This window comes from Halobacillus halophilus DSM 2266 (assembly GCF_000284515.1).
In the GTDB taxonomy this organism is placed as follows: Bacteria; Bacillota; Bacilli; order Bacillales; family Halobacillaceae; genus Halobacillus; species Halobacillus halophilus.
Genome location: NC_017668.1, coordinates 591,325 through 610,069, shown reverse-complemented (window position 1 = coordinate 610,069; position 18,745 = coordinate 591,325). Strand labels below are relative to the sequence as shown.

The 18,745-nt window shown below is 46.4% G+C and carries 16 protein-coding genes and 3 riboswitches; of the genes, 1 reads left to right on the top strand and 15 read right to left on the bottom strand.

All coding sequences use genetic code 11. The annotated features are described in order from the left end of the window. Positions 1 to 4: 4 nt before the first annotated feature. The 10 genes from purF to HBHAL_RS03025 all read right to left on the bottom strand — a co-directional run bounded on the left by purF (position 5) and on the right by HBHAL_RS03025 (position 9,286). Entirely contained in the window at positions 5 to 1,417 is a 1,413-nt protein-coding gene (gene purF / locus HBHAL_RS03070) for an amidophosphoribosyltransferase (RefSeq protein WP_014641871.1), read from the bottom strand. Then, positions 1,393 to 3,621 carry a phosphoribosylformylglycinamidine synthase subunit PurL gene (gene purL / locus HBHAL_RS03065; RefSeq protein WP_014641870.1) on the bottom strand — a complete coding sequence of 743 codons (2,229 nt, stop codon included), beginning with the start codon at positions 3,619 to 3,621 and terminating at the stop codon, positions 1,393 to 1,395. Before purL ends, purF begins: the two co-directional genes overlap by 25 nt. Beyond that, entirely contained in the window at positions 3,605 to 4,288 is a 684-nt protein-coding gene (gene purQ / locus HBHAL_RS03060) for a phosphoribosylformylglycinamidine synthase subunit PurQ (protein WP_014641869.1), read from the bottom strand. Before purQ ends, purL begins: the two co-directional genes overlap by 17 nt. Continuing rightward, positions 4,289 to 4,534: a phosphoribosylformylglycinamidine synthase subunit PurS gene (purS, locus tag HBHAL_RS03055; RefSeq protein WP_014641868.1), complete on the bottom strand. Its 246-nt coding sequence runs from the start codon at positions 4,532 to 4,534 to the stop codon at positions 4,289 to 4,291. Then, the gene (gene purC / locus HBHAL_RS03050) at positions 4,522 to 5,244 is read right to left on the bottom strand and encodes a phosphoribosylaminoimidazolesuccinocarboxamide synthase (RefSeq protein WP_014641867.1); all 723 of its coding nucleotides are present in this window, start codon (positions 5,242 to 5,244) and stop codon (positions 4,522 to 4,524) included. The genes purS and purC overlap by 13 nt, the downstream gene beginning before the upstream one ends. A gap of 101 nt (positions 5,245 to 5,345) precedes the next feature. Next, the gene (gene purB, locus HBHAL_RS03045) at positions 5,346 to 6,638 is read right to left on the bottom strand and encodes an adenylosuccinate lyase (RefSeq protein ID WP_014641866.1); all 1,293 of its coding nucleotides are present in this window, start codon (positions 6,636 to 6,638) and stop codon (positions 5,346 to 5,348) included. 18 nt (positions 6,639 to 6,656) lie between these two features. Further along, positions 6,657 to 7,784 (bottom strand): 5-(carboxyamino)imidazole ribonucleotide synthase, encoded by a 1,128-nt coding sequence (purK, locus tag HBHAL_RS03040; protein WP_014641865.1) that lies wholly within the window; start codon positions 7,782 to 7,784, stop codon positions 6,657 to 6,659. Further along, positions 7,774 to 8,265 (bottom strand): 5-(carboxyamino)imidazole ribonucleotide mutase, encoded by a 492-nt coding sequence (purE, locus tag HBHAL_RS03035; RefSeq protein WP_014641864.1) that lies wholly within the window; start codon positions 8,263 to 8,265, stop codon positions 7,774 to 7,776. Before purE ends, purK begins: the two co-directional genes overlap by 11 nt. Positions 8,266 to 8,359: 94 nt before the next feature. Continuing rightward, a riboswitch (purine riboswitch) is annotated at positions 8,360 to 8,460 on the bottom strand. A gap of 84 nt (positions 8,461 to 8,544) precedes the next feature. Beyond that, the gene (locus tag HBHAL_RS03030) at positions 8,545 to 8,745 is read right to left on the bottom strand and encodes an NETI motif-containing protein (protein ID WP_014641863.1); all 201 of its coding nucleotides are present in this window, start codon (positions 8,743 to 8,745) and stop codon (positions 8,545 to 8,547) included. Continuing rightward, entirely contained in the window at positions 8,714 to 9,286 is a 573-nt protein-coding gene (locus tag HBHAL_RS03025) for a DUF2179 domain-containing protein (RefSeq protein ID WP_014641862.1), read from the bottom strand. Before HBHAL_RS03025 ends, HBHAL_RS03030 begins: the two co-directional genes overlap by 32 nt. 142 nt (positions 9,287 to 9,428) lie before the next feature. Here HBHAL_RS03025 and HBHAL_RS03020 point away from each other — a divergent pair, with 142 nt between their 5' ends. Further along, positions 9,429 to 9,854 carry an Hsp20/alpha crystallin family protein gene (locus HBHAL_RS03020; protein WP_014641861.1) on the top strand — a complete coding sequence of 142 codons (426 nt, stop codon included), beginning with the start codon at positions 9,429 to 9,431 and terminating at the stop codon, positions 9,852 to 9,854. A gap of 661 nt (positions 9,855 to 10,515) precedes the next feature. Here HBHAL_RS03020 and HBHAL_RS03015 read toward each other — a convergent pair. From HBHAL_RS03015 to HBHAL_RS02995, 5 genes are all read right to left on the bottom strand, one after another. Then, positions 10,516 to 11,850, bottom strand: coding sequence for an NCS2 family permease (locus tag HBHAL_RS03015; protein WP_014641860.1), 1,335 nt, complete (start codon positions 11,848 to 11,850; stop codon positions 10,516 to 10,518). Between the two features lie 147 nt (positions 11,851 to 11,997). Beyond that, positions 11,998 to 12,100: riboswitch (purine riboswitch) on the bottom strand. Positions 12,101 to 12,183: 83 nt separating this feature from the next. Then, positions 12,184 to 13,722 carry a glutamine-hydrolyzing GMP synthase gene (guaA, locus tag HBHAL_RS03010; protein ID WP_014641859.1) on the bottom strand — a complete coding sequence of 513 codons (1,539 nt, stop codon included), beginning with the start codon at positions 13,720 to 13,722 and terminating at the stop codon, positions 12,184 to 12,186. Positions 13,723 to 13,840: 118 nt separating this feature from the next. Next, positions 13,841 to 13,942, bottom strand: a riboswitch (purine riboswitch). Between the two features lie 31 nt (positions 13,943 to 13,973). Continuing rightward, a complete protein-coding gene (locus tag HBHAL_RS03005; protein ID WP_014641858.1) occupies positions 13,974 to 16,178 on the bottom strand; it encodes a transglutaminase TgpA family protein in 2,205 nt (734 codons plus the stop codon). Then, complete coding sequence (locus HBHAL_RS03000; protein WP_014641857.1) at positions 16,178 to 17,443, bottom strand: DUF58 domain-containing protein; 1,266 nt, start codon at positions 17,441 to 17,443, stop codon at positions 16,178 to 16,180. The genes HBHAL_RS03005 and HBHAL_RS03000 overlap by 1 nt, the downstream gene beginning before the upstream one ends. Continuing rightward, positions 17,440 to 18,405, bottom strand: a complete 966-nt coding sequence (locus HBHAL_RS02995) for an AAA family ATPase (protein ID WP_014641856.1) — start codon at positions 18,403 to 18,405, stop codon at positions 17,440 to 17,442. Before HBHAL_RS02995 ends, HBHAL_RS03000 begins: the two co-directional genes overlap by 4 nt. Positions 18,406 to 18,745 lie beyond the last annotated feature (340 nt).

Here is an 18,745-nt window from a genome sequence, read left to right as displayed (position 1 = left end):
TTCTCTACAGCTTTTCATATGGATGTGCGGTATTCGGATAAATCTCTGTCGGATAATTGCCCGTGAAGCAGGCCATGCATCCTCCGTGTTCGATCGATTCTTCTCCTTGATAGATGGCTTCATTCAGACCATCAGGACTAAGGAAAGTCAGACTGTCAGCACCGATCTGCTCTTCGATTTCTTCCACCGAGCGGTTAGAGGCAATCAGTTCACCACTGTTCGCCGTATCAATCCCGTAATAACAAGGGTTTTTAATCGGAGGAGAAGCGATGCGCACATGAACCTCACTGGCACCCGCATCTTTGAGCATTTGGACAATGCGTCGGCTGGTTGTTCCGCGCACGATGGAGTCATCGACCATAACCACTCGTTTTCCTTCGACAATACCTCGGACGGCTGACAGTTTCATTTTCACCCCTTGCTCACGGAGTTCCTGAGAAGGCTGGATGAATGTACGGCCTACGTAACGGTTCTTGATGAGTCCAAGCTCATAAGGAATTCCTGATTCCTCCGCATAGCCGATAGCCGCTGAGATGCTTGAATCCGGCACTCCGGTGACTACATCCGCTTCCACTGGTGCTTCTTTAGCGAGCGCTTTCCCCATTCGCTTCCGGGACGCGTGCACGTTTTTTCCGTCCAGGTTGCTGTCCGGTCTTGAAAAGTAGACATATTCCATCGAGCAAAGCGTTCGCTGGATCGGCGAAGCGTAGCGTTTCGCTTCTACTCCCTCATTCGAAATGACCACAAGTTCTCCAGGCTTCACTTCGCGTTCGTGTGTGGCCCCGATCACATCGAACCCGCATGTTTCAGATGAAACCACCCAGGCGTCGCCCATTTGTCCAAGACTAATCGGGCGGAGCCCCCTCGGATCATTTGCGACAAACATTTGATCTTCTGTCATTAATAAGAAAGCATAGGCTCCCTTAATCATGGATAGCGCCTCCATAATGGCTTCATCAAGAGGCAGATGGCGTGCTCGTTTAATTAAGTGAGCCACCACCTCTGTGTCAGAGGTCGTTGTAAGAATACTTCCCTGACCTTCCAATTGGCTTTTAAGCGCATGGGCGTTTACCAAATTACCGTTATGAGCAAGAGCAAGACTGCCCGTCTGAGACCGGAAGACCAGCGGCTGAATATTTTCGTAACCGCCGTCGCCTGCTGTCGCATAACGGACGTGTCCAGCAGAGGCATGACCTTTTAATTCCTGGAGCTGGTTCTGGGAGAAGACCTCATTGATCAACCCGTGTCCTTTATGGAGCTTCATTTGTTTCCCGTCTGTTGTGACAATCCCTGCGCCTTCCTGACCGCGGTGCTGCAAAGCATGCAGCCCATAATACGTCAGCTGGGCAGAATCAGGATGCCCCCACACGCCGAAAATACCACATTCTTCGTTTAAACCTTTGATTTCACCAGGCATGGGATCGCTCCTTTCCACGTATGTTTTAGCTTAGTTGTCTGATCTTCCAAAATGACTTGATCGTTCGACAGGATCCGATACACCCCGTCCCCTTTAACATTTCCGATAACACGGCCTTCAGGGACCAATTTTTCAAAAGCTTCCCGATCTTCCGGTTTGACCGACAGAAGGAAACGGGATTGGGTTTCTGAGAATAAAGCGGTCGTTGGGTCACCATCAATGGTCACTTCACAGCCCAATTCCTGCTCAAATAGGCTCTCAGCTAAAGCGACTCCAAGTCCGCCTTCCGCAAGATCGTGGGCCGACTGAACGAGACCGGTACGAATCGCCGTCAGCACCTGGTTCTGACGCTGGGCTTCTATTTGTAAATCGATGGCCGGAGCCGGTCCGAAGTGGCGGTCTTCCAACAGTCCCTGCAGCTCGCTTCCACCGAATTCAGCTTTCGTTTCTCCAATGAGATAGATCAAATCACCGGCTTGTTTCATATGGGAAGTGGTAATCTGTTCGGTATGCTCAATTAGCCCGACCATGCCGACAACGGGAGTAGGGTAAACGGCCTGACCTCCAAATGATTCGTTATATAAGGAAACATTGCCGCTGATGACCGGTGTACCCAGTTCATTGCAGGCCGCGCTCATTCCGTCCACACTCTTTTCCATTTGCCAGAAGATTTCCGGGTTTTCCGGAGATCCGAAGTTCAAACCGTCCGTAAGTCCAAGCGGTCGTCCGCCGGAGCAGACAATATTCCGGGCTGCTTCCGCAACTGCAATTTTGCCTCCGACTTCCGGGTCCACATAGATATAGCGGGAGTTACAGTCGGTCGTCATCGCAAGAGCTTTATCCGTGCCTCGAACCCGTAACACGGCTGCATCTGAACCTGGAGATACGACGGTGTTCGTCTGGACCATGGAATCATACTGATCATAGACCCATTCTTTACTGGCAATGGTCGGCTGACTTAAAAGATTGTGAAGAGTGTACCTATGGTCCGTTACCGTCGGGACGTAAGGCTCCATCGCCTGAAAATCGTTATAGTAAGCCGGAATCGCAGAAGGCTGATGATAGACGGGAGCGTCCTCCGCCAGGCTGTCCACTGGTACATCCGCCACCATCTCTCCTCTATGCTCGAGACGGAAGCGCTTCGTATCCGTAACTTCTCCCACTGCCACAGCTTCCAGATCATATTTACGGAAGACTTGTGCGATTTCTTCTTCGCGTCCTTTTTCTACAACAAGCAGCATGCGTTCCTGAGACTCAGACAACATCATTTCATAAGGTGTCATGTCGAGTTCCCGCTGGGGGATTAAATCAAGGTTCATCGTCATGCCCGTTCCGGCTTTACTGGCCATTTCACTGGCTGAGGAAGTGAGACCGGCAGCGCCCATATCCTGAATACCTACAAGAGCTTCGTGCTGAATAACATCCAGACAAGCTTCAATGAGGAGTTTTTCCATAAACGGGTCACCGACCTGCACCGAAGGACGCTTCTCTTCGGATTCTTCAGAGAGCTCTTCAGAGGCAAACGTTGCGCCGTGAATACCATCACGACCGGTTTTAGCTCCAACGTACATAACTGTATTGCCGATCCCCGCAGCAATTCCTTTTTGAATATCCTTGTGCTCGATCAACCCGACACACATGGCGTTAACAAGCGGGTTACCGTTGTAGGCATTGTCGAACTGGACCTCGCCCCCTACTGTCGGGACACCGACACAGTTGCCGTAACCTGCGATCCCGCGGACTACTTCTTCGAACAAATACTTAACGCGAGGCTGTTTCAGCGATCCAAATCGAAGGGAGTTGAGTAAAGCAATCGGGCGTGCGCCCATGGAGAAGACATCTCTTAAAATACCGCCAACACCGGTCGCTGCTCCCTGGTAAGGCTCCACAGCAGAAGGGTGATTATGGCTTTCAATTTTGAAAACCACCGCCTGCTCATCGCCAATATCGATGATGCCAGCTCCCTCTCCTGGACCTTGAAGGACTTGCGGCCCTTCTGTTGGAAATTTCCTTAGAAGCGGTTTGGAGTTTTTATAACTGCAATGTTCCGACCACATAACAGAGAATAGACCGGTTTCTGTATAATTTGGACGGCGGCCGAGAATATCTTTAATGGAAGCATATTCTTCATCCCGCAGGCCCATTTCACTGTAAAGCTTTTGCTGTTCAATCTGTTCCGGGCTGATTTCAAGCTTTGATGGCATGGTTATTCCTCCAATGTGTCAAAATAGACTGGAACAAACGCAGTCCGTCTTCATTTCCAACGAGAGCTTCCACCGCTCGTTCCGGGTGAGGCATCATGCCAAGCACATTACCTGCTTTGTTTGTAATCCCGGCGATGTCACCTACGGATCCGTTGGGGTTGTTCTCATATGTGAAAGCAATCTGGCGATGATCTTTCAGCTCCTGATAAGTGGCTTCATCACAATAATAGTTCCCGTCACCATGAGCAATCGGGATGCTGATTTTTTCCTGTGGTTCATACTCACGGGTAAACATGGTTTCCGCATTTTCCACATTCAATGTTTCGAAATGGCACATGAACTTCAGATGCTTATTGGATAGCATAGCTCCTGGCAAAAGCCCCATCTCAAGCAGAATCTGGAATCCGTTACAGACACCAAGTACCGGTTTGCCCGCTTCCGCTGCTTCACGGATCTGACTGATCACATCCGAAGTAGAAGCGATGGCTCCTGAGCGCAAATAATCTCCATAAGAGAATCCGCCAGGTAGAAGAACGGCATCATACGAGCTCAAATCCGCTTCCTGATACCAGACAAGATCTGCTTCTTCTCCGAGGGCGTCTTTAACAGCGAAGTACATATCACGGTCACAGTTGGAGCCTGGAAATACGACGACAGCAAATTTCACTTAGACAACCTCCTCGATCGTGTAGGTGTAATTCTCAATGACTGGGTTCGCAAGCAATTGATCGCACATCTTATCTACCTGCTTTTCAATGTCGTTCGTGTCTTCCATCATAACTTCCATATACTTGCCAACACGTACCTCGCTGACGTTTTTATACTCCAGGGAATGAAGGGAGTTCTGTACGGCTTTACCCTGGGGATCAAGAACCCCTTCTTTTAATGTGATGTAGATCTTTACTTTGCGCATGTGTTTTCCTCCAGTCGTTGTAATATGAGTTCGTACGTTTCAATCAGGTCTCCAATACCCTCGCGGAAGACATCCTTGTCCAGTTTTTGTCCGCTCTCTAAATCCCAAAGACGGCATGTATCTGGTGAGATTTCGTCAGCCAGGACAATCGTTCCGTCTTTTAAGCGTCCGAATTCCAGTTTAAAATCAACAAGCTGAAGTCCAGCCTGCTTAAATAATTCGATTAAATGTTCATTGATGGTAAGGGCCATTTCTTTGATGCGGGTTAATTCCTGTTCGCTGACATCTGTCAGGTGATAAGCGTGAACATCATTAATGATCGGATCATCCAGTTCATCTTTTTTATAAAATAATTCGACGATCGGTGGGGTGAAGGTTGTTTTTTCTTCGATACCAAGCCTGCGTGTTATACTGCCTGCAGCGACATTGCGAACAACCACTTCTAGAGGAATGATGGTCGTTTTCTCAACTAATTGTTCCGTATCGTTCAACGCTTCAATAAAGTGGGATGGAATGTGATGCAACTTTAAATAGTCAAATACTCGGGAGGTAATCAAATTGTTCAGCCGGCCTTTGCCTTCAAATTGATCTTTTTTCTTGCCGTTAAAGGCGGTGGCGTCGTTCTTATAAGATAAAATTAAACGTTCCGGCTGATCCGTCACGTGATAAACTTTCTTGGCTTTTCCTTCATATAACAGCGAACCCTTCATCAATAGACACCTCACTTAATATAGAAATAAACAGATTGGTAATTTATGTATGACCTGGTCTGTAAATGATTGGAGGACCAGGTCATACAGTTATTGGTAATTTACAGGCCGATGCGGCTGAAGATGCGATCGACGTTTTTCAGGTGATGCTTGTAATCGAAGCAGGCGTCCAGCTGTTCTTCTGACAGCGTCGCCGTGATCTGTTCATCCGCTTCTACCAGTTCACGGAATGGAATACCACGTTCCCACGCTTCCATGGCTTTCGGCTGCACCAGATCGTAAGCTTCTTCTCGGACCATACCTTCATCAATCAGTGTCAGCAGAACTCTTTGAGAGAAGATTAATCCGTATGTTTTCTCCATATTCTCCTGCATCCGTTCCGGGAAGACCGTTAAATTCTTAACGATCGAAGCGAAACGATTGAGCATGTAGTTAATAGCTATCGTCGCATCCGGCAGAATCACGCGCTCGGCAGATGAATGAGAGATGTCCCGCTCATGCCAAAGAGGCACATTTTCAAAAGCAGTTACCATTTCTCCGCGCAGTACGCGAGCCATGCCCGTCATATTCTCCGACCCAATCGGGTTTCGTTTATGCGGCATAGCAGACGAGCCTTTCTGGCCTTTCGCGAAGAATTCTTCTACCTCCCGCGTTTCTGTCTTTTGCAGGCCACGGATTTCCACGGCAATTTTCTCGATGGACGTCGCAATCAAAGCCAATGTAGAGACGTAATGAGCATGACGGTCACGCTGCAGCGTCTGTGTGGATACCGGTGCCGGTGCAATGCCCAGCTTTTCGCATACATACTCTTCAACAAAAGGATCAATGTTCGCATACGTTCCAACGGCTCCGGATAGCTTCCCTACTTCAATGTGCTTGATCGCAAGATCCAGGCGTTCCAGATTACGCTTCATCTCTTCATAATAAAGAGCAAGCTTCAGCCCGAACGTTGTAGGTTCTGCATGTACACCGTGCGTACGCCCCATCATGACCGTATGCTTATGTTCGCGTGCCTTATCGCCTAAAATCTCGATAAAGTTTACGAGATCTTTACGGATAATAGCGTTCGCCTGTTTTAATTGATAGGAAAGCGCTGTGTCCACGACATCTGTTGATGTAAGTCCGTAATGGACCCATTTCCGCTCTTCACCGACTGTTTCGGAAACGGCGCGGGTAAAGGCAACCACATCATGACGGGTTTCTGCTTCAATTTCATGAATACGCTCCACGTCAAAAGAAGCTTTCTCTCTCAATTTCTTCACGTCATCCTTTGGAATATTTCCAAGCTCACTCCACGCTTCACAAGCCAGCAGTTCTACCTCAAGCCAGGCTGCATAACGGTTTTCTTCTGTCCAAATAGCCCCCATTTCAGGCCTTGTATATCGTTCAATCATCGTCTTCCTCCTCGGTCTCTACCATAAATGTATTTGATTTTCTTGAATTCTCTCATCAATCTCTTCCAGGCTTGTCCCTATGAACGTAAGATGACCCATCTTGCGATTCGTACGGGCATCCTTCTTACCATAATCATGAAAATGAACACCCCGGTAGTATTCCAGCTTATCAATCAGGATCTGCTTGTGTTTACCCAGTACATTCACCATAACGGCTGACGGAAAAGAATGGACCGGCAGCAGCGGAAGTCCGCAAATCGCCCGTACATGCTGTTCAAACTGGGAAACATTACAGGCTTCGATGGTAAAATGACCAGAGTTATGCGGCCGCGGGGCCATTTCATTAATAAAAATGTCTTCTCCGCTCATAAACATTTCGACGGCAAATGTTCCTACAATTCCCATCTGCTCCGACAGGCGTTTCACCGCTTCTTGTACCTTACCCACCAGAGTTTCACCCAATTCCGCTGGCACTCTCGATTCATGTAAAATATGATTCTTGTGAATATTTTCAGGGATAGGGAAATACGTAATCTCACCATCAGCTGCACGCGTAAATACTTGTGAGATTTCCATATCGAATTCAACCCACTGCTCTACGATATACGTACGTCCTTCTTTAATAAATTGACGCGCCTTTGCTACTTCATCTTCATGGTCGATCTTCAACTGACCTTTTCCGTCATACCCACCGCTGGTCGTTTTAATGACCGCTGGATAGCCAGTCTTATCAAGAGCTTCCAGAAACTGATCATAACTATCGACAATGTCGTAAAAGGGAACCGAAAGACCAGCTGCTACGGCTTCCTGCTTTTCCTTGGCGCGGTTTTGAGTTACTTCCAAAGAGTAAGCACCTTGAGGTAATTTCCCGTTACTTTCAAACAGACGGGCCACTTCAAGATCTACATTTTCAAATTCATACGTAATGACATCGCTCCGCTCGCTCAGCTGTTCAGCGGCTTCCACATCATCATAAGCACCCACGATGTGTTCATCAGCCACCTGGGCGCATGGGCAGTCTTCGGCAGGGTCAAGAACAACAACCCGGTAGCCCATATGTTTGGCAGCCACGGCCATCATTCTTCCGAGCTGACCTCCACCTAGAATACCGATCGTTTGACCTGGTCTAATTACATTAGGATTCATTTAAATCGCTCCTCATATCTTCGACCTTATCTTTCATTTGCTTGCGATACGAATCCAGACGCTCCGCTGTATCCGTATCAAAAGCTCCGATCATTTCCGCCGCCAGAATCCCTGCATTTTTCGCTCCGGCCTTTCCAATAGCCACTGTCGCAACAGGCACGCCGCCGGGCATTTGCACAATAGACAACAGCGAATCGAGTCCCTGGAGTGATTTCGATTCTACTGGAACTCCAATGACAGGCAGTGTGGTTTTGGCAGCCACCATCCCTGGCAAGTGAGCCGCTCCACCAGCTCCTGCAATGATAACTTTCAATCCTTTTTCCCTCGCCTGTTCCGCATAGGTAAACATATCCTCCGGGGTGCGATGGGCAGAAATGATTTCTTTTTCATACGAGATTTGTAACTCATCTAATACATCACAGGCATTCTTCATCGTCTCCCAATCGGAGATACTTCCCATGATAACACCTACTTCAGCCATGTTTATCCCTTCTTTCATTAAAAAAGCCTGCTCAAGCTCCCTCAGATCATGAGAGGAGTTGAACAGGCATACGTGTCGACTGTTGATTGATATAGAATGCTTGGACTCCCCTCATAGTCCGGGAATTCATGGTTCCCAGGTAGAGACGAACGGGCCGTATTCCCGTCCTATATGAGGTTCCTTTTATGCAATTTCTGTTTCCATCATATCAATAGCCGCAAAGAAATGTCAACGTAAATGACGAACATTTAAAAAATAAAAACTGGTGATCGTTCGTGTTTATTCCTTCACCGCATGAAAAACAATTCGTTTACTCACGGGTTCCATGACTTTCTCACCATTTTTAGTCTCTTCACGAAATATCGGTTCTTCCGCCCGGCGTACAGGAAGATAACCTTCCTTCTTCATACGATCCAGGCATTGGCCAATGGTTTCATGCTCTTGCACTTCAAAGCGCTTCTTGTTGTTGTTTTTCGGCATCTTCGCGGATCTTTCCTTTCTTAACGGATTTAACCCAGAATCCGCCATGAATCTGTTTGGGTTCATAAGCTATGATAAATGCTTTTGGATCAATGGTGCGAATGGTTTCATATAAAGCGAGTTCGTATTTTCTGGGAGTTAAAATCTGCATCGCCAGACGATCTCCTTCCATCCCATAAGCATACCAGCTCGTAACTCCGTATCCTTTCTCACGAAGTCTGCGGGTAAAATCAATATCCGGGTCTGAAGAAATAACGTTAACCGTAATATACCCTAAAGCAAGCTTCTCTTCAATCTTCATCCCGACGATAACACCAAGACCGTAACCGATGGCGTAAGCAATAACATTTTCAATCTGACCCAAACGCTCAAGCACAATCCCAAGACCGTATATATAGGTGACAATCTCAAACATACTTACAAACGCCGCCATATAGCGACGGCCTTTTAATGTGAAAATCATACGCAAGGTTAAAAACGATACATATACGATATTCACCGCCAAAATTATTGCGATCAGTAACAATGGATTTTCAAACATCAAGCACCCTCCTGCCTCTGTCCCTCTTACTATTCAGGATATTCACCCATGGGCTCTTTCTTGCATAAACTATAAACTATGAGAAGTCTGTGACACAATCATTTTTCATCGCAATTACTGACAAATTATGGAGGGTGATGACATGAATCAATTTAAAGACTGGAAATCCAATTTAGACCGGTTTTTCGGTAATGAATTCTGGGGCGACTTCGAGGGAATGATGAAGCCTTCTATTCCTTATATCAATATGTATCAGTATGATAACGAGCTTTTATGCTATGTGAGTATCCCTGGAATGAGCCATCCGAAAAATGTAGAAGTACTCGTCGATCACACCACCGTGACGATAAAAGGAAAAATTGAGATCAACCATCGCGGCGGTCATCAGCTTATGTCTGAAATTGCGGACGGAACTTTCGAGCGGAGCGTCGACCTGCCTTTTCCTGTCCGAAGCGACAAAATGGAAGCCACCTATAAGCACGGTCTGCTCGTCATCCAGCTCTATCGTCACGTTACGGACCAGACGCGTCAAAAACCGCTCAGCATCCGTCACCTTGAAGATGAATAAACACGGCAGTCACCACGACTGCCGTGTTTTTTATAAGTTACGCTATCGGGCCGGATTGTGGAAAGCTCAGTTTCGAGATTTTTTATAAGAAGAAAGGTCCTGCGGGGGATGATTCGCTTTCCGGCCCTGCACGACGCAGGGTCGTTCGACGTTGCCACAGGACGGGCGATCTTAGTCGAACATCCCTTGTGCTGAGCCTCCTCGAGCTAAAGCTCTCCGGGGTCTCACCGATCATGTTCATCCCGCAGGAGTCTTCATCATCCCCCTCCGGACCTTGCCAAATCAGAAGCTCGAAACCACTTCAACCATCACCTGCATAATGAAGTATTAGACCATGTAGTTAGGATGTAACGACACACATAGCCCGTCATGAGCATTTCATTCAGATTAAGAAGGAGAACCTTTCTCATCTGGAAGGGTCCGATCCCCTTAATCGAGTTGGGCTGATGGGGAAATGATGAGACTCCCACGGGAGAAGGGACTAGGTGAGATCCCGCAGGGAGTGAAACGAGCGAGGAAGCTCACCGTTCCCCCATAGGAAAGCGAGTTATTCCCCCACCAACCCTCTTCCACATGGAGTAACGGACCCGAGTTATCTCGAAACTGAGTCTTCCAGTATCGGGAGCTTATATGGAATAAGCTGCACCTTGAGATACCTCCATTAAGCTAAGAACACAAAGTACAGAACAAAGATGACGAACAAGAAGTACATAATTGGGTGAATTTCTTTAGAACGTCCTTTTAACAGCATCGTAATCGGATAAAAGATGAATCCAATTGCGATCCCCGTAGCAATGCTGTACGTAAGCGGCATAGCGGCAATGGTAAAGAAAGCCGGAACACCGATTTCAAATTGATCCCAGTCGATATTTTTCAAAGTGGATGCCATCAGCACACCTACAATAATCAAGGCTGGTGCAGTGACCTGTGCGGTTACAACGGATAATAATGGCGAAAACAATAGCGCTAGTAAGAAAAAGGCGGCCGTTACGACAGAGGCAAAGCCTGTTCGTCCCCCGGCTCCTACGCCTGCTGTGGATTCGATGTAAGAGGTAGTCGTTGATGTACCTACAACGGACCCAACTACAGTCGCTGCAGAATCCGCAAACAGTGCGCGTCCGGCACGAGGCAATTTATTATCCTTCATGAATCCTGCCTGCGTAGCCACGGCTACAAGCGTTCCCGCTGTATCGAAGAAGTCGACAAACAAGAAGGTGAGAATAACGACTAGCATTTCAATCGTAAAGATATCACCAAAGTGGGTTAGAGCCGCCCCAAAAGTTGGCGCCACGCTTGGCGCAGCACCTACGACGTCATTGACTGCTGTAGGCGGTGCAATCAGACCTGTCACCATTCCAGCAATAGACGTCAGCACCATGCCGTAGAAAATACCGCCTTTAATGCCTAGAGAAAGGAATACAACAGATACGATAATTCCGAAAATCGCAAGCATCGTTGGTCCAGCCGTTAAGTCACCGAGCTGTACAAGCGTCGCATCACTGTTCTGAACAATACCGGCATTTTGAAAGCCGATAAAAGCGATAAATAAACCAATCCCTGCTCCAACAGCCAGTTTCAAGTTCCCAGGAATCGCATCAATGATCTTTTGGCGCAGGCCGGTTACCGTTAATACAATAAAAATAAGTCCGGATGCTAATACACCTGCCAGTGCCGTTTCCCAAGGAATGCCATATCCAAGAACTACTGTATAAGCAAAAAACGCATTCAGTCCCATACCAGGCGCAAGAGCAATTGGATATTTTGCAAAAACACCCATAATTAATGTACCAACAGCAGCAGCTATGGCCGTCGCTGTAAATACAGCACCTTTATCAATACGCGTTACTCCTTCAGGAAGCTGCTCAATCCCATCAAGAGCAAGCGTAGACGGATTAACGAACAGAATATAGGCCATCGCTAGAAATGTCGTAAGACCCGCCATGAATTCCGTACGGTAGTTTGTGCCCAGCTCCTTAAACTTAAAAAATTTACTCATTCTTATTTCCTCCCTCACAGTCACCAGCCGCTCCATTCGGAGAGTTATCTCTATGTTAAAACCCAAATAAAAAACACTCTTGAATGATCAAGAGTGTCTACCTATATACGGAGGCAATAGATGAGCCAGGCACAAACCACATGCAAGGCGTCAACTATTCACCAGCGTAGTCAGACCAGTTTACGGCGGTCCGGTAGAAACTCATGGGCCTTATCCCCAAAATTATACGGCGGTGTTACTAATTCTTAATTTTTCTCTATCTTACTAGGGAAGACTGTAGTTCGTCAACCCCATTCCCGAACATTATTTATCAAAAATAACTTTAATGTTCGTTTATTCCCATTCAATCGTAGCCGGCGGCTTACTCGTTACGTCATAAACCACTCGGTTGATGTGATCGACCTGATTCACGATGCGGGTGGAGATTTTCTCCAAAACGTCCCAGGGAATGCGAGCCCAATCGGACGTCATCCCATCAATGGATGTAACCGCACGAATGCCGATTGTATAGTCATACGTCCGCTCATCGCCCATCACTCCAACGGATCGAATATCCGGAAGGACGGTGAAATACTGCCAGATATCACGGTCAAGTCCTGCTTCCTTAATTTCTTCACGCAAAATCGCATCGGATTCACGAACGATTTTAAGCTTCTCTTCCGTAATCGCACCTAATACGCGGATCGCAAGTCCAGGTCCTGGGAATGGCTGGCGCCAAACGATATGTTCCGGTACACCAAGCTCTGTTCCAAGCGCACGCACTTCGTCTTTGAAGAGTGTGTTCAAAGGCTCGATCAACTGCAGTTCCATTTCCTCAGGAAGGCCCCCGACATTGTGGTGGGATTTAATCGTTTGAGCCGTTTCCGTACCACTCTCAATAATATCGGTATAAAGAGTTCCCTGAGCGAGATAGTCAATTTCCTTCAGTTTATCAGCCTCATCATCAAACACATAAATAAACTCATTACCGATGATTTTCCGTTTCTTTTCAGGGTCGGATACGCCTTCAAGCTTGCTTAGGAATCGGTCTTTGGCATCTACTTTAATAATATTCATATTGAAACCGTCGCCAAGCGTGCGCATGACGTCGTCTGCTTCATTCTTTCGAAGCAGTCCGTGATCAACGAAAATACAAGTCAGCTGGTCTCCGATCGCACGGTGAATCAGCGCTGCAACAACAGAGGAATCTACTCCGCCGCTTAGCGCGCACAATACTTTACGGTCCCCGACTTGATCGCGGATTTTCTCTACTTCCATTTCCACCACGTGCTCCATTGTCCAGTCGTCCTTCGCATCACATACATCAAATACGAAGCTGCGCAAGATATCATTGCCATACTCGGAATGACGCACTTCCGGGTGAAATTGAACACCGTACATATTAATTTCCCCATTGCTCATCGCAGCTACAGGGCAGGAAGGACTGGTCGCATCTACGACAAAGCCTTGAGGCGGGTCAATGACTTTATCACTATGGCTCATCCAGACCGTCTGATTCCGGGGAGTTTTCTTAAAGATAGCCGGATCTTCAGCTATGTTAATCTCTGCTTTTCCGTACTCGCGTTCATTCGCACGCTCCACTTTTCCTTTGAAATGGTGAGTCATCAGCTGCATGCCATAACAAATGCCAAGCACCGGGATCCCCAACTCAAACAGACCTTCGTCACAACGGAAGCTATGTTCTCCATAGACACTGTTAGGTCCGCCAGAAAGAATAATCCCGCTTGGGTTCAGTTCCTTGATCTCTTCAACCGTCATCTTATGAGAATGAAGTTCACTATAAACCCCGAACTCACGTATACGGCGGGTAATTAATTGGTTATATTGACTTCCGAAATCCAGTACCAGGATCATACCTTGGACCTGCTCCATATCTTTCCACTCCTTTTCATTAGAAAAAACGCACGACCAGGGGCCTATAAAAAAAGGATTCCCACCTTCCCGTTAAAATAATTCAGGCGAAGGCAGAAATCCATCCGTGCATATCTCGTCACGTGATCCCCACCTTCATAGTCAGGACATTTACGGTGCCCCGGTAGAGACTCTCGAGCCATATTCTCGAGGATATACGAAGGAAGAATGCGTCTAATTTCCATTCATTCTATCAACGGTTCTGACAGGAATCAAGACAATGCTTTTTTAATTAAATTTTCCCATAATTCAGTGACTTTCGGCCAATGGGAACGGCGACTCTCATTTCTGTACAGAACCCGCTCGTAATCATTCGTCAAACGCCGCATGTCATTGGACTGGAAGTGGCGGTCGACGACGAAGGCATAATCTCTGAGCGTCTGTTCGGGTTTCCGCTTGAACCCTTTATGATCGAGTACTTTTAGTAAATATTGGTAGGCTTTTTCATACGTTTCCTCATCCTCTTTTTTTCGATAGTGTCGAATGAGAAAAGCGGAGATCCACTTGTAACGAGTCACATACAGAACAAGTAAAGTCAGGAGTAGAAATCCAGCCAGAACATAGACCCATACATAGCTCTGTTCTGAATCGATGTTTACGGACTCAGAATCAGAGGCTGCCTCCTGCTCCTCCATTTGCTGCGGGTTGCCCATATTGTCTTCAGGGGTTTCCGTATCTGAACCTGAAGCTGCCGAGTCACTGTCGTCGGTCTCTATATCTGTATAGAAATCCGCGTTGTTCGTGAACCCTTTCGTTGGTTCGAATGGAACCCAGCCGACATCTGGAAAATAAACTTCCACCCATGAATGCGCATTGCCACTTGTGATTTCATATTTATTCTGGAGTCCATCGGTGTACGTAGTATCTGTTGCATCAATTCGCTCTCCAGCTGTGAACCCTTTTACCCAGCGGGCCGGAATGCCTTCTGACCTCAGCATAACCACCATGGACGTGGAGAAGTTATCACAGTATCCGATTTGAGATTCAAATAAAAACTGGTTCACATAGTCCTCATTTTCATCAGGCACCGGTACATCGGTCGTTGAATATTCGAATCCATTCGATGAAAAATACGACTCTACAGCTTTCGCTTTATCATACCGATTGTCTGCTTCCTCGACAATTTGACTGGCGAGGTTGCGCACTCGCCCCGGCAGGGAATCTGGAAGCTGCAAGTAGTTCTCTTTGATCTCTTCCGGGTCGTCAGTGCTCGATTCCCGAAGCTGATCATATTCAAAAGAAGGAAAATCATAGTTGATGACGTATCTGTTCAGCTTAGCTTTGGAATCTCCTTTGAGTGTATCCATTTCACCGGTATTTTCATGAATCCGAAGCCTATAATCTTCGGGGTAAGAATCAAGTGAAGTGACGCCATATGGATACACCAGTTTTTGAAAATCAGCTTCACTAGTTAACTCGATAAGGGACTGCTGTTCTTCTACTTCGACTTCATCCGTAAAGGTTTGAAAAGGAATATTGTCAGGAGAAACCGTTTGGACCGGATCTTCCAATGTATCTTCCCAGCCTTTTCCGGTGTACGTATCTTTCGATTCAATTCTCCAGTACCTTTCTCCATCGGCCATGGCTGTAAAGACACGGGTATCGTCCTGAATAAAGGATCCTCCTAGACGACTATCGTTTTCACCGTAGCCAACCTTTTGGACGACACCGCTCCCTCCAGGTCCAGCGCCTCCTGCAGCACTCTGGATAAAGGGAACGGGGTCCGGCCACTGCGGCGAAAGTTTGGGAGAAGCATAAGCCGCAACCGTTGAAAACAGGATGATCGCAAGCAAAGGCAGCACCCACAGGTGACCTTTTTTAAACCCGTTCAAACCAATCGATTCTTTATCCATCTCTTTGTGGAAGCTGGTAACACCAAGAGCGGCCATTGCCAGCACGAATGTGCGGATGATCGCCCATTTTCCATCGTATACGGTAAACGTATCGACCACCGTAACGTAAATAAGCGTAAGCAGTACGAACACGAACATACGGTTAGCGACTACAATCCAGTAAAACAGCAAGTAACTCATTAACCATAATAGGATGAGGAAAAGCAGACTCCGGAATAAAGGAGTCATCTGCCACCACTCCTGTGCCTGAATCACCTGGACATTAAAGACGATTTGATCATAGAGGACAGAAAACCAATTGCGGCTGAAAATGGTTTCGGCAATATAGAGCCCGTCCAATATAAAGGCTAATCCCAACAGTTTGAGGGGCATAGATAAGTACCATGGAACCTGAATAAAAGAGACGAAAAAACAAAACGTTGCATAAATAAAAAAGATCGTCACATTTTTCGTTTCCGTAATAGCCTCCAAAGGCAGAAGCCATTCACAGAATAATAGGAAACCAATTACATAGATCATAAGTTTAAACACAGTAGAGCGCTGGTCATTAAATGTATTTGGCATCAGGTACTCACCTCAAATTCTTGTTGTATCAATTGCTCCTCTGATAATACTTGAACAACGACTCCCTGATTTTTTAACAGCTTAATGTGCTGATGGTCTTGAAAGTTCAACTGCTCGCGCGGGCGCACATAAAAAAAGACAAGACGCTTACTTTTTTTCGCTAATTTCACGAGGGATTGTTCGGTATTCTCATCTAAGTAATGACTGATCACTAATGCAATCGTCCCTGAAGGAATCTGAGCCCGTTCACGGTCCAGCTGCTGTGAAAACGGTACACGGCCGAGCGGCCTTATTTTAGCAAGATGGCCCTGAATTTGGTGGGTCTGTGAATGATTCTGATGAAACGGAAAATACGCTCGTCCATCTCCAAGAGTCATGAAAGCAAGCTGAGAAGATTTTTTATGAAGTTCCTCTAATAAAGAGGCGGTGAATTCAACGGAGCCTTCAAAGCTCACAGGGTTCATGGAAGGGTGATAGACTGCATTCAAAATGATAAGCATATCGACACTTTTTTCCTGCTCAAATTCTTTCGTCATCATTTGATTCTTTTTGGCAGTAGTCTTCCAATCCACCCAGGCAAAGCGGTCGCCTTGCCTATATTCACGAACACCTGTGACGACGTTCGTATTTTTTTCATTGAGTTTAAAAGAGGGGCTCGCTCCCTGTTCAAAGCTGTACACACGCTCACGCATTTTCACTGGACGCTTATAAGGAAAGACGAGGAGTTTATCCTCTTCCTGATACACGTGCTCTTTTTTAATAAACCCAAAAAAGTCCCCGGTTTTGATGCGGAAAGCCTTGAACTGGTGCTCTCCACGCGGAAGCTTCTCAAGCTCATAATGGTAGCGTAAATGTCTCTTGAACCAGGGGAACGTGACTTTCTTAACAATTCTGTCCTGCTGAAATTCATTCGCTTTCTCCATATCTCTGAATTTCTCTAGATGACGGTCCTGTTTCTTGAGGGACTCAGGGAGATACTCTTCAATAACGCAATAATAAATCGGAAAAGGGATTCTTCTTGTCAGTGTCACATTAACCTCAACACTTTCGCCTCCTGTAGCGACCCTTTTGGAGAGTTTACGTTCTACCTTCCAGTCGTTTATTGGATAAAGCAGTACCCCTGTCATGTAGACGAGAAAAGGAAGAAATGCGTAGAAGAGAAACCAGCTGACAAAGCCTCCCTGAAACATTGCATAAGAAAATAAAACAGTAAACAATGTCAATACAACGAGGAGTTTAGCCGTGAATTGAAAAGTCTGTCTCATTCACTAATATTCCTCTTTACAGGAATGGAAGTGGCGGAGAGCAGCTCTTCGATAATACTTTCAGGCGTTGCTCCTTCAAAATTCGCTTCAGAAGTAAGAATCATACGGTGTGACAATACATAAGGGGCAAGGTACTGGACATCATCGGGCACAACATAATCACGGTCGTGAACAAATGCATAGGCTTTAGCAGCTTTCATGAGGGAAATCGATCCACGAGGGCTCACACCCAGATAGACACCTTCATGATTTCGAGTGCCTGTAACTAAGTCAATAATATAGCGGTTTACGGTTGTGTCCACATACACTTCTTCGACTTCTTTCTGTAAGGCCACCAGCTCATCGCGGGTAATTACAGACGATATCTCATTGATCGGATGGCCGCCTGATGTCCGGCTCAGCATCTCCATTTCCTGACTTGCAGTAGGGTATCCCATTTTCATCTTTAACAAAAAACGATCCAACTGAGCTTCAGGCAGCGGGTACGTTCCTTCATATTCAATGGGGTTCTGGGTAGCCATGACAAAGAAAGGATCTTTAAGAGGCACAGCGTTTCCATCTACCGTAATACTCGTTTCTTCCATACCTTCCAGTAAAGCGGATTGAGTTTTCGGAGAAGTACGGTTAATCTCATCTGCCAACACAATATTTCCTAGAATAGGACCAGGCTTAAATTCGAATTCCATTTCTTTTGGATTATATATAGAAACACCTGTAACGTCAGATGGCAGCAAATCTGGGGTGAACTGAATTCGTTTAAACTCACAATCCAAGGATTTGGCAAGGGTTTTTACAAGCATCGTCTTTCCTACGCCCGGGACATCTTCAAGCAGTACGTGCCCTTTCGCGAGCAAAGCCACAATGCTTAGTAAAGCCGCTTCTTCTTTCCCAATCATCACCTTATTAATATTTTTCATCACATCAGAAATCTTTGGCTGATATAAAAATGTTTGCTGATTCATTAGGTGTACCCCTTTCTTCCTATTACACTATTGTCAGAATTCTCACGCTCATTCTAACTATACTACATCCGGAGACTCGGGACAAAATATGTAGATGTTCCTATCTATTAAAATTCCCGGCTTATTAGGATTTCAGTAACATTAAGAATTTGTAAAAATCAGGATCTATTAAACTAAAGGGCCGTATTGTGGAAGGCTCAGTTTCGAGATATTGGATGGAGAAGGGGCTCCAGGGAACGAGTTCGCTTTCCGGCCCTGCACGACGCAGGGTCGTTCGATGTTGCCACACGACGTGGCGTTCTTAGTCGAACCTCCTCTTCTGTGGTGAGCTTCCTCAGGC

Bases quoted from the DNA above. Each gene is read 5' to 3' on its own strand.
- HBHAL_RS03000 (WP_014641857.1), bottom strand. From the start codon at position 17,443: ATGAGACAGACTTTTCAATTCACGGCTAAACTCCTCGTTGTATTGACA.
- HBHAL_RS03015 (WP_014641860.1), bottom strand. From the start codon at position 11,850: ATGAGTAAATTTTTTAAGTTTAAGGAGCTGGGCACAAACTACCGTACG.
- purE (WP_014641864.1), bottom strand. From the start codon at position 8,265: ATGGCTGAAGTAGGTGTTATCATGGGAAGTATCTCCGATTGGGAGACG.
- HBHAL_RS03005 (WP_014641858.1), bottom strand. From the start codon at position 16,178: ATGCCAAATACATTTAATGACCAGCGCTCTACTGTGTTTAAACTTATG.
- purS (WP_014641868.1), bottom strand. From the start codon at position 4,534: ATGCGCAAAGTAAAGATCTACATCACATTAAAAGAAGGGGTTCTTGAT.
- guaA (WP_014641859.1), bottom strand. From the start codon at position 13,722: ATGGAGCAGGTCCAAGGTATGATCCTGGTACTGGATTTCGGAAGTCAA.
- purB (WP_014641866.1), bottom strand. From the start codon at position 6,638: ATGATTGAACGATATACAAGGCCTGAAATGGGGGCTATTTGGACAGAA.
- purC (WP_014641867.1), bottom strand. From the start codon at position 5,244: ATGAAGGGTTCGCTGTTATATGAAGGAAAAGCCAAGAAAGTTTATCAC.
- purF (WP_014641871.1), bottom strand. From the start codon at position 1,417: ATGCCTGGTGAAATCAAAGGTTTAAACGAAGAATGTGGTATTTTCGGC.
- purL (WP_014641870.1), bottom strand. From the start codon at position 3,621: ATGCCATCAAAGCTTGAAATCAGCCCGGAACAGATTGAACAGCAAAAG.
- HBHAL_RS03030 (WP_014641863.1), bottom strand. From the start codon at position 8,745: ATGCCGAAAAACAACAACAAGAAGCGCTTTGAAGTGCAAGAGCATGAA.
- HBHAL_RS02995 (WP_014641856.1), bottom strand. From the start codon at position 18,405: ATGAATCAGCAAACATTTTTATATCAGCCAAAGATTTCTGATGTGATG.
- HBHAL_RS03025 (WP_014641862.1), bottom strand. From the start codon at position 9,286: ATGTTTGAAAATCCATTGTTACTGATCGCAATAATTTTGGCGGTGAAT.
- purK (WP_014641865.1), bottom strand. From the start codon at position 7,784: ATGAATCCTAATGTAATTAGACCAGGTCAAACGATCGGTATTCTAGGT.
- HBHAL_RS03020 (WP_014641861.1), top strand. From the start codon at position 9,429: ATGAATCAATTTAAAGACTGGAAATCCAATTTAGACCGGTTTTTCGGT.